18 protein-coding genes are annotated in these 12,633 nt (G+C 67.5%); all 18 read right to left on the bottom strand.

What is annotated here, in order from left to right; translation table 11 throughout:
- Position 1: 1 nt before the first annotated feature.
- Positions 2–1,786, bottom strand: coding sequence for a hypothetical protein (locus HNP60_RS16775; RefSeq protein WP_184155973.1), 1,785 nt, complete (start codon positions 1,784–1,786; stop codon positions 2–4).
- Positions 1,779–2,033: a hypothetical protein gene (locus HNP60_RS16770; RefSeq protein ID WP_184155972.1), complete on the bottom strand. Its 255-nt coding sequence runs from the start codon at positions 2,031–2,033 to the stop codon at positions 1,779–1,781. Before HNP60_RS16770 ends, HNP60_RS16775 begins: the two co-directional genes overlap by 8 nt.
- The gene (locus tag HNP60_RS16765; protein WP_184155970.1) at positions 2,030–2,479 is read right to left on the bottom strand and encodes a hypothetical protein; all 450 of its coding nucleotides are present in this window, start codon (positions 2,477–2,479) and stop codon (positions 2,030–2,032) included. The genes HNP60_RS16770 and HNP60_RS16765 overlap by 4 nt, the downstream gene beginning before the upstream one ends.
- A 7-nt stretch (positions 2,480–2,486) precedes the next feature.
- Entirely contained in the window at positions 2,487–3,086 is a 600-nt protein-coding gene (locus HNP60_RS16760) for a hypothetical protein (protein WP_184155968.1), read from the bottom strand.
- Positions 3,087–3,503 (bottom strand): tail completion protein gp17, encoded by a 417-nt coding sequence (gene gp17, locus HNP60_RS16755; RefSeq protein WP_221414675.1) that lies wholly within the window; start codon positions 3,501–3,503, stop codon positions 3,087–3,089.
- Positions 3,496–3,936: a phage morphogenesis protein gene (locus HNP60_RS16750; RefSeq protein WP_184155964.1), complete on the bottom strand. Its 441-nt coding sequence runs from the start codon at positions 3,934–3,936 to the stop codon at positions 3,496–3,498. Before HNP60_RS16750 ends, gp17 begins: the two co-directional genes overlap by 8 nt.
- Positions 3,936–4,283, bottom strand: coding sequence for a hypothetical protein (locus tag HNP60_RS16745; RefSeq protein WP_184155962.1), 348 nt, complete (start codon positions 4,281–4,283; stop codon positions 3,936–3,938). Before HNP60_RS16745 ends, HNP60_RS16750 begins: the two co-directional genes overlap by 1 nt.
- Complete coding sequence (locus tag HNP60_RS16740) at positions 4,280–4,861, bottom strand: DUF2786 domain-containing protein (protein WP_184155960.1); 582 nt, start codon at positions 4,859–4,861, stop codon at positions 4,280–4,282. Before HNP60_RS16740 ends, HNP60_RS16745 begins: the two co-directional genes overlap by 4 nt.
- Positions 4,861–5,019 (bottom strand): hypothetical protein, encoded by a 159-nt coding sequence (locus HNP60_RS16735; RefSeq protein ID WP_184155958.1) that lies wholly within the window; start codon positions 5,017–5,019, stop codon positions 4,861–4,863. Before HNP60_RS16735 ends, HNP60_RS16740 begins: the two co-directional genes overlap by 1 nt.
- The gene (locus HNP60_RS16730; RefSeq protein ID WP_184155956.1) at positions 5,016–5,582 is read right to left on the bottom strand and encodes a hypothetical protein; all 567 of its coding nucleotides are present in this window, start codon (positions 5,580–5,582) and stop codon (positions 5,016–5,018) included. The genes HNP60_RS16735 and HNP60_RS16730 overlap by 4 nt, the downstream gene beginning before the upstream one ends.
- A 3-nt stretch (positions 5,583–5,585) precedes the next feature.
- Positions 5,586–5,963, bottom strand: coding sequence for a hypothetical protein (locus HNP60_RS16725; RefSeq protein ID WP_184155954.1), 378 nt, complete (start codon positions 5,961–5,963; stop codon positions 5,586–5,588).
- An 11-nt stretch (positions 5,964–5,974) separates the two neighbouring features.
- Positions 5,975–6,238, bottom strand: coding sequence for a hypothetical protein (locus tag HNP60_RS16720; protein ID WP_184155952.1), 264 nt, complete (start codon positions 6,236–6,238; stop codon positions 5,975–5,977).
- An 86-nt stretch (positions 6,239–6,324) separates the two neighbouring features.
- Positions 6,325–7,641 carry a phage major capsid protein gene (locus HNP60_RS16715; protein ID WP_184155950.1) on the bottom strand — a complete coding sequence of 439 codons (1,317 nt, stop codon included), beginning with the start codon at positions 7,639–7,641 and terminating at the stop codon, positions 6,325–6,327.
- A gap of 276 nt (positions 7,642–7,917) precedes the next feature.
- Positions 7,918–8,625 (bottom strand): HK97 family phage prohead protease, encoded by a 708-nt coding sequence (locus HNP60_RS16710; RefSeq protein WP_184155948.1) that lies wholly within the window; start codon positions 8,623–8,625, stop codon positions 7,918–7,920.
- 3 nt (positions 8,626–8,628) lie between these two features.
- Positions 8,629–9,405 (bottom strand): structural protein, encoded by a 777-nt coding sequence (locus tag HNP60_RS16705; protein ID WP_184155945.1) that lies wholly within the window; start codon positions 9,403–9,405, stop codon positions 8,629–8,631.
- Positions 9,402–10,745, bottom strand: coding sequence for a phage portal protein (locus HNP60_RS16700; protein ID WP_184155943.1), 1,344 nt, complete (start codon positions 10,743–10,745; stop codon positions 9,402–9,404). The genes HNP60_RS16705 and HNP60_RS16700 overlap by 4 nt, the downstream gene beginning before the upstream one ends.
- On the bottom strand, positions 10,742–12,061 hold the full coding sequence (locus tag HNP60_RS16695; protein ID WP_184155941.1) for a terminase large subunit domain-containing protein: 1,320 nt from the start codon (positions 12,059–12,061) through the stop codon (positions 10,742–10,744). Before HNP60_RS16695 ends, HNP60_RS16700 begins: the two co-directional genes overlap by 4 nt.
- Positions 12,058–12,630, bottom strand: coding sequence for a phage protein Gp27 family protein (locus HNP60_RS16690; protein WP_184155939.1), 573 nt, complete (start codon positions 12,628–12,630; stop codon positions 12,058–12,060). Before HNP60_RS16690 ends, HNP60_RS16695 begins: the two co-directional genes overlap by 4 nt.
- Between the last annotated feature and the right edge of the window lie 3 nt (positions 12,631–12,633).

Raw genomic sequence — 12,633 nt, 5'->3', positions numbered from 1 at the left:
GTCAGATCATCCTCCGGCTGCGCGCGTCGCTCACCGTGCGGACGATCACATTCGGGAGGTCGCGCCTCAGCTCGGCCAGCTGGCTCTCCACGCGCCCCAGCGCCGCCGCATCCGCGCCAGTGGCGTCGATCGAGATCGGGATAGTGACGTTGGGGCCGCCCGATATGGCCCCGGCGAGAGAGCTGTTGGGAAGCACCACCGTGCCCCGCGCCGTGCCTATGACCGGCTCGGGGCCGCGCTCCCCGGCGATGCCCCATTGGCCCTTGGGGATGAGACCCCCATCCGCGAACAGACCTGCAAAGCCCTTGCTGAGGAACTTTCCGACCGTGCCGGCGATCGAGGAGACCACGCCTCCTCCCTTGCCGCCGATGGCGCCGCTCACCTGCCCGACAATATCGACCACCCCGCGCAGCGCGCCCATCCAGTCGCCGCTCTTGATGTTGCTCGCAATGCCGTCGAGCGTGCCGGAGATGCTGTCGGCCATTCCGGCGAAGCTCGCCTTCACGTCCCGCGTGGCCTCGTCGGCGGGTTTGACCATGACATCGTCGAGCCGGTCGAAGTGCTGCCCGACCTCGTCGATCATGTCTGGGACCCAGCTGTGTCCGACGACGGCGTCATACATATCGGCGAAGTACTTCTTCACCGCTTCGATTTTCTCTTTCACCCAGCCCACGATCTGGCCGAACTTGTCGACCAGCCATGTCTTCACGGCGCCGATCGTCTCGGCGACGATCCGCTTGATGTCGTCACCCCACTTCCACCAGATCGCGATGAGGGCCGTGATGGCTGCGATGGTGAGGCCGACCGGGCCGGTGGCGATGACGAAGGCCGCAGAGAGAGCGGCGCCGATGGTGCCAATGAGCGGAATGACGGCTGCGATGCCGGTGGCCAACGCGCCGATCCCGGCGATCACAGGGCCCAACACGGCCATGATGCCGCCGGCTATGAGCACGAAATTCTGCACCGGGGCGGGCAGCTCGGTAAACCAGCTGACGAGATCGGCCACGCCAGCAATGAGCGGAGTGATGACCGGCAGCAGCTTGGTCCCGACGACGATCTGCAGCTCCTCCCAGGCAGCGTTCGCGCGCTTGATCTGGTTTTCCGTGCTGCCGGAGGTGCGCAACACGTCGCCCTGGGCATCGGCGAGCTGCTCCTGGATGAGCGCGGCCCTGGCCATGACCTTCTGGCCCTCGGTCAGTGCGCCATTGACGCCGCCGAGTCCCATTTCCATCGCCTTCGCCTTCACAGCGTTCTCGGAAAGCAGCACGCCGACCGCGCGCAGCGGCTCTGCCTCGCCGATAAGGCCGGAGAAGATCTTCTGCTGCGCTGTCTCGTTGGAGAGGTTCTTGAAGCTGGCGAGGTCCTGGGTAAGCACCGTGAGCTGCTTGGAGAGTTCCGCCGCCGCCGCCGGGTCCATCTGCTTCTTGAGAATATCCATGAACGATGCCGATTGGCGCATCAGTTCCTGGGTGGAACGGCCCATCGCATTGCCGGTTTCCTCGGCCCATTTGCGGACGGAATCCGCCGCATTGCCGAACGAGACCTCAAATGCGCTCTCCATCTCGGCGGCATCGCTGGCCGCGTCGAAAGCGGCTTTGCCGAAGATGGTGGCCGGCACCGTGAATGCGAGGCTCAGCTTGGCGCCGATCAGCTTGGCACGGCTGCCGATCCGCTCGAACCGCCGGACCAGATCGTCGGTGTTGCGCTTGGCCTTTTCGATGCCCTTGTTGAGTTGGCTGTCGTCAGTGCGCAGCTCCAGGACGGCTTCGCCGAGTTTCTCAGCCATCGCTCAGCGCTTTCTGAGAGCCCTCTGAAGGCACTTCGCGTACCGGGACGCCCATAGCCTCCAGCACGGCAGGCGTCGCGCGCGGCGCGCGTCGCGGCGCACCTCCCCGTGCTGCCTGTTCAAGCCGGCGGATCATGCGGCGCGCCTTCACGGGCTCCATGGCGCCGGCCGCGATCGAGCGATCATTGATCGCGGCGAGCCGCTCCTCGGCATCCAGTCGGGGCAGCATGGCGGTGAACGCGGTCACAACTGGAAGTGGCGCTTCTTCGAGCCACCACTGCGCCGTCCCCCCATAGAAGCGGACGAGCCGGGGGAGGAGGTCGCCCCAGTCGAGGGCTGGTCGGTCATTGTCGCTGCCACTGTTCCCAGCCGCTCCTTCAGCAGCAGCAGCGTAAAAACCTCGATCACGCTCATGCGCTGGGCGTCGGACAGGCGGGCGCGCACATCCGCCGGTATCGGCGCAAGCACGGTCTCGCTGACATCGAGGACGATCCGCACCAGTTCGGCAGCGTCATCGTCGCGAAGGGCGGGTAGCTTGTTGAGTTCCTCCAGCCTGCGCGCGGCGGCGGCAAGCTGGTGGCTCTGTTTGATCGAGAGTTCGGACGGCGCGACGATGTGGTACAGCGCGCCGTCGATCCTGATGGACGGCCTGGTGACGATCGTGTCGAGGTCGAGGAGCGGGGCGCTGGTCATGACGCCCTCAGCTCAGCGGTGCCGCGTGCTGCCAGAGCAGGCGCCCGAACAGCTCCTGGTCCGACACCGCCGTGGTGTCTTCGAGCGCCGTGAACTCCAGCTCCAGCCCCGCGATGCCCTTGCTGTAGACGGGCTCGGGCGATCCGCTCTGGTAGCAGCGAGGCAGCTCATACTGGCCGGCGTAGCCTTCGCCATAAGGCGAGAAGACACCGCGCGCGAGCAGCGCGAACGTGGCTACGCTCCGTCCCTGGCTGAGCCCGATCTTCTTGAACCCGGCCGTGCCGACGCCCGGCGCCGTGGTCCCCACGGTGTTGTTGTTGAGCGCCAGTTGGTACTGCTCGAGCGTGAAATCCCAGAGCGTCACCCGCAGGAGGAAGTCCTCGCTATCGCGCCACGCCTTGACCGGGCCGGTGCGCCCGACTGGGCGACCCTGGGCGATGTCCTGCGTGTGCGAGATGGTTACGCCGTCCTCGCCATAGTTCTTCTCGCCGGATGTGCCGATCTTGAGCCAGGCGCCAGCCGGGGCCGCCCCGATCGCCGGGAAAGCGGTGCCCACCGGAGCCCGCCAGAGCGTCAGCGGGCCGGAAAGGATTTCATGCGGTTCCATCTAAACCTCCGTCAATGCGTGTAGGACCTGAAAGGACTGGAAAGCGCGCGGCCACGCTGCGTCGGGATCGCGTCCGGCCGAGAAGCCGCCGGCAACGGTGATCGAATGGAGGAGGATGCCCGCGCGCACCTGCCGTCGCGCCCGGCGCAGTGCCAATGCGCCAGCTTGCAGCAGCACGGCTGCATCACTCGGCGTGGCACCATAGGCGAAGAGGTCGAGCCGTTGGCTGTCATGCTCGGCGTAGCTTCTGCCGGTCAGCGACGGGCCGCCGGAGGGCACCACCACCAGCGCGTGGCGCGGCATCTGCTTGGCCTCGTCCGGCGGCAGCTCTCCACCGAAGACCCGCTCACCGGCGAGCGCCGCCACGGGACTGTCCGCCTTGAGCAGCGCCACGATCGCAGAGATCAGGTCAGCCATTGCCCTGGCCTTCCTCGCGCTCATATACCGTGCGGATGCGACCGGCGAGGCCGGGATAGTGGACGTCGGCCGCCGGCCGCAGATAGGGGCGCGCCGGGATGGTGACCGAACCGGCAAAACGCAGGCTCCCGTCCGGCAGCTCGAAGGCCAGCGCCTTGGCGCGGCGCGCCTTGATGACGCCGCCCAGCTCGTGGATCAGCGCATAGCGCACATCGCGCACGCCCCACACGCCGCGAACGCCGGTCCCTTCCGGCGCGGCATAGTCCACGATGTCTATGCCGCCTTCGAGCACGCCGGTGCGGTTCTTCCATGCGTGGCTCGACTTTGCATGGACAACGCACGCGCCCATCGTGCCGTTGATCCCCACGATCTGCGCCTGCCGCAACTTGGCGGTGACGGCGGGGCCTCTCCAGTCGAGCGTCTTGCGGGCCATCAGCCGATCCTCCGCAGCACCGCTTCGAGATGAGTGTGCTTATGCTGGACCGGCGCATCGACCCGGAGGCGCCCGACGATGAGCACCGCGCCCTTGCGGTTCGTGACCGAGGCAAGCTCGTCGGTCTCGGCGAGGTCGGCGCCCAGGGCGAAGAGGCCGCGCACGTCCTCGATCATCGCCGTCTTGTCGCCGTCCACGATCTCGCGGGTGCCGTTGGACCAGATGAAGCAGGGGATCGGCGCGCCGATCGGCGCGAACACCGGCGCGATCGGGTTGCCCCAGCTGTCCTTGCCGGTGGCACTGTTGCGCTCGACCTGGGCGCGCATGGTGAGCCGGCCGCTGATCATTGGAGCATCAGCGGCGCAGCGCTGCCCCCCACACCGGTATGGAGATCGACCTTCGAGCCGGCAGAATGACCACGCGACCAGTCATCCCAAACGCTGCGACCCTTCATCGCCGCGCCGCGCACGTCGACCTGCACGAGCCCAGGATGGCGCTCGGCGAGATACTGACTGACAAGTCCGTCCTCAGGCCGTTCCGGCAGCAGGTCGGCGATCTTGCGATAGACCGAGGAGGCCCAGCCTTCGCAGAAAATGTCCGCGCGCTGCCGCTTCCGGCCCGGCTTGCACCGCTTGAGGTGTCGCGCGATGTAGTCAGCCCGTGCCGCTTTCAACTGGCGGAACAGCACGGCGAAGGCATAAGCGGCGATCTCGGGCGCCGGGGCGCGACCCACATAGGTCCGGTCGCCGCGCGCATCGAGAAAGACGATGACGCCAAGCGCACGCCGCACCGCCTGGCAAAGCAGCGCCTCCCACTTGGGCGGCTTGACCGTCCGCGAGGCACGCGCGGCCGCAGCTTCGTGCTCGTTGGCACTACGCGCCAGCGCCAGACACTTCCTGATCTTGGCGAGCAAGGCCTTGTCCATTACCTCTCACCCCGCCAGATCATGTCCAGCACGTCGAGATCGGTCTGATTGGGATAGCCGAGGCCGATTCCCATGCGCCCCCAGGCGCGGGCATGGCGAAAGACCAGCCAGCGGTTCCAGAGAAAGCGGACGTGGCGGATGCCCCAGAGCTTTCTCACGCCATCACCATCCCGCGCCGCTGCGCGAGCCCCTCGAAGATGCGTTCGCGCTCGGCCGTCACGTTGTCGGCGAGGGTGAACTGATAGTCGCCGGCCCGCTCGGACTTGAGGCCGCCGCGATAGGAGAGATCGAGCTGCATGATCTTGATCAGCGCTTCGTCCCGCGCCGCCTGCTCGCCAACCGGCGTGTAGGTCACGGTGACGAGCGGCGCCCACCAGCTGCGCCCGTTCGGCCCGGCGGTAAGGCGCTGCAGCGTGCGGCCGCCGTGCTGGGCGCGCCAGTCGGCTGGATCGAGCGTCACCTCCGCACCGGCATCGCCGCTGTTGCCCGGGTCGCTCTCCACGATCGTGACGGGCTCGCCGGGGTCCATCGGCCGGATCAGGCGCAGCGTGCGCCGGTAGCGGCTGTTCGGGTCGGAGAGGTCGCCCAGCGTGATCCTGATGGGGCCGGCCGGGCCAAAGCGCGCGTCGATCTCGGCGACGATCCCCGCGATCATCGCCTCAAGTTCGTCATCCGGGAGATCGCTCCCGGTGCGCGCCTTGACCCGGTCCAGCAGCGCCATGGCTCAGGCCGCCTTCGCCCGAGACCGCGCGCCCTTGGTGGCGGGCGCCTTCGCTTCCTTGTCCTCGCCGGCCTTGCCTTCCTTGGTCTCGGCGGGCGCCTGCTCCTTCTCACCGGCTTCCTCGTCGGCGACACGCTGCGCGGAGAGGAATTCCTCCTCCGCCTTGCGCTGCGCCTCCAGGGCGGCAGCTCCGTCATCGGCGATCATCGTCGCGATGGCCGGGTCGGGCAGGTCACCGTCGACCAGGCCGAACTTCTCGGCCGCGCTGGCGGGGATTTCATCGCCCGGCGCTGCATAAAGGGTGGCGCCGGCCGGGTCGCCCTCGGCGACCAGGGCGGCGCCGTCCGCCGTCAGGAATAGTCTCTGCTTCGCGAAGATCATGGGTCAGCTCCTCATTCTGCCTTGGCCCACAGGACATGCAGCCAGCCGCCCGTGGTGTTGGTCGTGGTGTTGACGATGGTGCCGGCCTTGCTGGCCGAGACGGTGAACTCGGCGGTGCGGTCGACCCGGGTGGGCGGCGTGCCGTCGCTGATGTGCTCGACGGAGAGCAGCGTGTCGCCGGGCCGCAGATTGCCCGGGACCGCATGCTGACCCACGGCGCCGCCGCGAATGAGCGCGCATCCCACGGGTCGGGAAAAGCCGGTGATCGTCGGCATGAGCGTGTCCTTTCGATGGGGTGGTCAAGGTCGGCCCGGCGCGGGGAAACTGCGCGCCGGGCCGACCGCTCCGCCCCGCGCGGAGATCAGATGCCGGTGACCGAGCAGAAGGCGGGGGGGCGCCACCAGACGAGCGCGGCGCGCATGTCCCCGCGCACGGTGCGCTTGCCCTCGACGAACTGGGTGCCGACATAGCCGACCTGCAGCTCCACCCCGCGCTTCTCGTGCAGGCTGACCGTGTCCGGCCGGAACGATCCGGTGTAGCCGGTTCCGGCGGCGTCCGCGTCGGGCTGCACGACGGGCAGACCCCAGAGGCGGTCCGCGCCGGCCTCGCTGGGAGAGCCGAAGATGTAGACGCCGTCGGTGGTGCGCGTCAGGCGGATGTTCTGCCAGTCCAGCGGGTGGATGAGATGATGCGTCGGGATCGAGCGGCCCGTCAGCCGGATCTTCGTCATCGCCTTGTAGAAGGCGTCGATCGTCGGGTCGGTGGCCTTGGCCTGCGTCTGGATGCCCACGAGGTTCTTGAGGCCGCGCAGGTTCGGCGCGGTGCCATTGCCGATGAGGATCTGGCCGTCGAGCCGCTGGCGCACGCCGAACGGCAGGCGCGTGTTGATGTAGCCCTGCATCATGGGCACGTCTTCCAGCTGCTCGTCGGTCACCGGGAGGCTGTCGCCGATCTTGCGGACCGGGCTGTCCTTCTCGGTGAAGGCGAAGGCGGATTCGGCATAGGCCCCGCCCTCGGCCACCTCGGCGGCGGCATGGGTGCGGGTGGTCTCCTCCATATATTTCACCGACGCCTGATCGGTCTGGAAGGTCGGGATGATGTCGAGGAGCTGGATCGGCCGGGTGAGCGCGTCGACGAAACCGGGCTGGCGCATCACTTCCGGGGCGTAGCCCGCCGTGGTCGCCATCAGGGCCTTGGCGCCGATGGTCTCGAAACTAGCGGCAACCGCCAGCATGTCGGTCGGCCAGATATCGTCGATGCTGAAGGTGATGCCGCTGGGGGCACCCTTTTCCATCCAGTCCTTGAACGCCTTCTGCTCGAAGGCCATTTCGCCGAGCGCCTTGAAGCGCGCCTCGGCGGAGGGATAATTGCCCTTGCTCACGCCCGGCTGCCGGAAGCCGCCGCGCGCCTTCTCCCGACCGGCATGCTTGAGGGCCGCGTCCTCGGCGGCTTCCAGCGTCTCGGCGTAGGCAGCCAGCTCGTCGAGTTCCGCGTTCATCGCCTTGACCTTCTCGGCCACGGCGATCGAGCCCTTCACATTCTCGCCCAGGCAGCTGACCTTGTTGAAATCAAGGCCGCCATCGTCCGTCTTCGCTTCTGCGAATACCTCGCCCAGCTCGTCCTGCTTGGCGCCGAGCTTCTCGCGCGCTTCCTTCAGGGTCAGATTCTTCACCGACATCGATACGCTCCCGTTCTGAAAATCGGGACCATATGGCGGGGCATGGAGGGGTGCGGACATGCGGCCAGCTGACCGCACAGGCCGGATCGGCGATGGCGGGAGGCGCATCACGATCTAGCCCAAGGGGGCATGGGAACACAACCGGCTCGCCGCGAGGATGTCGGCGAGCCCCCAAGAGGGCCCTCAGGGGCCGTTTAAGAGGGCATAAGAGGGCAAGCGGGGGTCATCGCGCGGGCACTGGCCCTCTCGCGCCCTCCCGACGCCCCTGAGGGCGATTCAGGACCGGTCGCGCAGATGGGTGCGGGAAGTGATCCGCATGTAGTCGCCCAGCGCGAGGTCGGCGGCATTGTCATCGTCGGTGGCGTCCGGCGACGTGAGCGCCTTGCCGAGCGCGGTATGGATGTCCGCGAGCTGCTTCAGGCCGGTCGCGGAGAGCGCGGCCGGATTGGCATGGATGAAGGCGCCGACATCGTCCAGGTCCTGCATGAGCTGGATGAAGCGCTCCTCCTTCAGGCCGGCATTCTTCATCGTGAGGGTGCGCGTCCCGGTGCCGGCGCCGCGCAGCACCGGCGAGACTTCCTGGACATCCAGCTGGCGCAACTCCCGCACCACCTTCGATCCCCGCTGCACCTTGCGGTGCCGGAGCGCGTCGTAGCCATAGCTGTATTCCTGGACGGGACGCCCATGCTCCAGATCGAACATGATCGCGCTGTGCCAGTCCTTCGCTGCGGCGATGTCGAGATTGAACATCATTTCGGCCATGGCGAAATCGCCGTCTTCATAGACGCGCACCTTGCCCAGCGAGACATGCTTGCGGTCGTGCGCCGGGAGGATCGATGCCCACTGGTGACCGCCCTCCTTCCAGGCGAACGCGCCGGGCGCATAAGTGTCGTCATCGCTGTCGATGGCCGAGAGCTGCGCGATCACCGCGAGCCCCCGGCCGGTCTTGTCCATGTCCTTGATGGTCAGCGCCTTGGTCTGCATGGGTCAGTCTCCGAAATGGGGTGCGAAAGAGAGGGTGCCGTTGGGATGCTCCGCGTCGGCCATCGCCTCGGCCTCGGGGGCGGTGACGATCGATCCGTTGCGCGCGATGTGGTCGGGCTTGGAGCGGCCCGGACCCAGTCGGCCGTCGAACACGATGAAGCGCTGCACGCCCGCTGCCCGGCCGCGCTCGATCGTCGAGATGTTCTGCGCATATTTGGTTTCGGTCCGCGCGATGATGCGGGCGCGATACTCGGGGCTGTTCCAGGGCCCGCCCTCGACATGGGGGAGGATGCGCTCGGCGAGCTGCTCGGCGCCTTCGCCCTCGGCCCTGCCTTCGGCCAGCGCATCGAACAGTGCCTGCCGGGTCTGCGCTTCCAGGTCGACCATGCCGGAACGCCGGCCGCCCGAGGCGACGACGGCGCGGGCGACCGGATCGGGCAGCGATGTGCCCAGGCCGGCCCGCTGCGCCGCCTCGCCCGCCTGCTGCGCCACGTCCAGATAATGCGCGCCATAGGTCTGCCCCAGCTCCGCTGCCCAGCTGGCGATGCCGAGCTTCTCCAGGATGCGGGCGATCAGGCTCTCCTCCGCTTTCACTGCCTTGGGCTCGCTGTCCCGCAGCAGTGGCAGCGCGGCGTCCCGCGCGGCACGTCCGAGCCTGGCGAACAGCGGCAGGAGACGTCGCTCGAACCCGTCCTGCAGCCCTCTTTGCTGCCGCTGGAGCAGCAGCGCGTAGCGGGCGCCGCTTTCATAGGCCCGCTGACTGGCGCGGCGCGCTGTCATGCGGCAGCCCTTGCCGGCGGGGCGTCGGGATCGTCGTCTTCTTCATCCGGCTCCTGCTGGCGAGGCTCGGGCTCCGGCTCGGCCGGCGTGGGCATGCGCGGTGGCGCCCCTTCGGGCACCTCGATCATGGAGATCGGCCGCAGGTAGATCCGGTGGCTGTCATCCGCGTCGATGCCGAGAGCCGTCCGGTACTCGAACACGGTGATGCCGCCGCTGCCGAGCATCGCGCCCCAGCGGGTGGCCTGCTTATCCTCATCCTCCTGCAGCGCCGGCACATCGTCCGTGTTCCACCTGACTTCGAGCCCGGCCGCGTTGCCGAACTGCGGCAGCAGGGATCGCTTCAGCTCGTCGACCAGGGCCCGGCCGAGCGGCAGCACCCCGTTCAGCCAGGCGATCTTGTGCAGCTCCACCATCGTCGCGCCGACCTTGGCCGTCTGCAGGCCGGCGCCGAAGCCGACGACGGCGGCCGGGATGCCCACGCAGGCGCAGACGCGTTCCTCGGCGATGTCGCGCGCCTCGCCCATGTTCATCTGCTGCGGGTTGAAGCCATAGGGCTGCACGTCCGTGGGCGCGCCCATGACGAGTGGCCGGCCGCGCCCATCGCCGGAGAAGGTTTCCTGAAACCAGGCCTTGGTGGCTTCGACGTCCTCGGGCGCCGGCATGGCGCCGCCCTTGGGCGAGATGACGACGCCCGGCACGCCCATGTTGCGCAGGAGCGATGCGACGAAGTTGCTGGACTCGAGATCCATGAAGATCTCGCGGATGACGCCGTCCAGCGCGGCGAGGCCCTTGCGGGTGTTGCGCGGGTTGATGCCGTCCCGGAAATGCACCACGTCCTCGAACGGCACGTCGATCGGCGCGTGGCCGCCGCCGGGTGAGTAGCGATAGTGGGAGATGAAGCCGCTGCCATCCTCCGGCCAGCGCGGCTCCATCATCCAGTGCGGCACATACCAGAGTTCGACCGGACGGCCCACGCCGTTGCGCACGATGATCCAGTAGGCGTTGCCGTCCAGATACCAGCTCAACACCGTTCCGCCCCAGAGCGCGATGTCGCCATAATGGGCGTTCGGCCGCTGGATGAGCGCCAGCATCGGGTGATCGGCCAGCTCCTCGCTCGCGCCGTTGCGCTTGCGCCTCTGGACGGTCAGCCGCGCCTCGGGCAGCGCGCGCTGCACCCAGCGGATCGGCGCGGTGACCACGCTGCTGTCCAGCCCGTCGCCGATCGCACGGCGATAGTCGAACCGGGTCCCGCGCAGAAGCGTGCCCCAGAGACCGGAGGGCCGGCCCGGATGACGCATCGCGCCGATCGCGCCGATCGCCTTGGTGAACCATTTCATCATGCGGGAATCCAGTTCCTGTCGAGATCGCTGCGGGGTGCCGAAGGCTGGCCTGAGAGGGGTTTCCAGCGGGCGCCGTTCATGCCTGCCGCTGCATTGAAGGCCAGGAACTTCGCCCAGGTGCGGTCAGCGTGATCCTCGTCGCGTTCTGCGACGAAGCGGGGTGTGCCGGTCGGGCCGGAGATCTTCCGCAGCTTGTGGAGGTCCGCGCGGTAAGGGACGTCGCCCGCCGGGATGCGGCAGCGCCTGTCTTCGAAGCGCTGCTTGCCCTCGGTCGCCATGATCAGTTTGGACGCGCTGGTGAACAGCACGCCTTCCACCCGGCCGCCATAGCGCCGCTGCGCATCCTCAACGACTTTTTCACCCATGCCCGTCTGATCGATGCAGGCCCGCGCGACATTGTAGCGCGCCATCACGTCATCGAACGCCATGTCCATGTCGGCGAAGGTCGCGCGCTTCTGCTCAATGCGTTCGCGCTCCCAGAGCACGTCGCCGATCAGCTCATCCACGGTGATGACGTGGAGGTCGTTGCGACGGCCAATGTCGCGGCCGACAAAGCAGGGACCGCCCTGGTAGAGGTCCGGCCTGCCCGCGTCGGCGTCCTCGCACGATGCAATCAGGTCGTAGGAGAGCCAGGCGCTCGCCTCGTCCAGATATTTCAGCTCATACTCCTGCGCCCAGGCATCTTCGTCGGCGATGCCGGACCGCAGCTGATCGATGTCGCGAGGCAGTCCGTCCGCGACGGCCTGATAGATGTCGACGACATGGCGCGACCAGGTCGTGTCGTTGGCCGTGTCCAGCTCGTAGAACTTGCCGGACTTGCCGTTGGGCGTGGACGTGATGCGTAGCTTCCAGCCCGCCGAAATAACGGGGAACAACGCCTTCCAGATCGCATCGCTATCCTTGTGGAAAGCGAACTCGTCCAGGAACACATTGGACGAGAAGCCGCGCGCCGTGTCGGGATTTGCCGGTAGCGCTGTTATGCGCGACCCACCCGGGAGGGAGACCTCCAGCGCCCTGTAGCTGCCGGTGTCTCCCTGCCAGTCGAACTCCGAGGCCTGTATCGCCAGTCCATAGGCCTTGCAGTGCGGATAGATGCCTTCGTTCATGGCTTCGCGCGCTTGCCGCTCGCCGCGCGAGAGTATCACCCAGCGGGTACGGCGGCTCTGCAGTGCATGCTCGAACGCATCGTCCGCGATCTCCAGCGTGGTCGTGAATGTCTTGCCGGTCTGACGCGCGAACTTGCCCAGCTTGAACCGGCTCCGGTCGAGGAACCAGCGCTGCTGATAGCCATAGAGCGGAACGGCCGGCCCGCTCATTTCTGGAAGATCCCGTAGACGTCTTCGCGGATGCGCTTGAGCAGCTGTTCGGCATCCACACCCGGGGCGCTATCCGCGACCTTGTCGATCGCCTCGGTGACCTGCTTGCGCATTTCTTCCAGCCGCCGCCGGTGTTCGGCCGAGGCCTTCTGCGCATTGACGCTCGACTGGAGTGCCCGGGCAGCCTCCATGCTGCCCTTGGCATCCAGTGCGCCGCCTTCGAGCAGCTCGAAGAGGCGCAGCTTGATCATCTCGCCGACCATCACTGTCAGCTCGTCGGCCCCCTTCGTCCCGAGTGAGGCAACGAGATCGCCGGAAATGCGCCGGACCTCGTCCTGCTTGCGGAACTGGAGCGCCTTTCGGATGGCATAGCGTCCCCAGGCCGACTTCGAGATGCCGGCGATCCCGCGATCGGCGAGGCGGGCATTGAACTCGGAAAGGATCGCATTGCTGGGCATTTGCCGTTCGCGCAGTTGTTCCATCGCCCAGACGATGTCCGGCTCCGCCTCCTCCGGCAGCATGTCGACCGAGCTGAGACGGCCGCGCCCGTCGCGGCGATCTCCGCCCACAGC

The organism is Sphingobium lignivorans (assembly GCF_014203955.1).
Lineage (GTDB): Bacteria > Pseudomonadota > Alphaproteobacteria > Sphingomonadales > Sphingomonadaceae > Sphingobium > Sphingobium lignivorans.
Note: the sequence above shows the minus strand (reverse complement) of the source record. Positions and strands in the feature narration are given on the sequence as shown.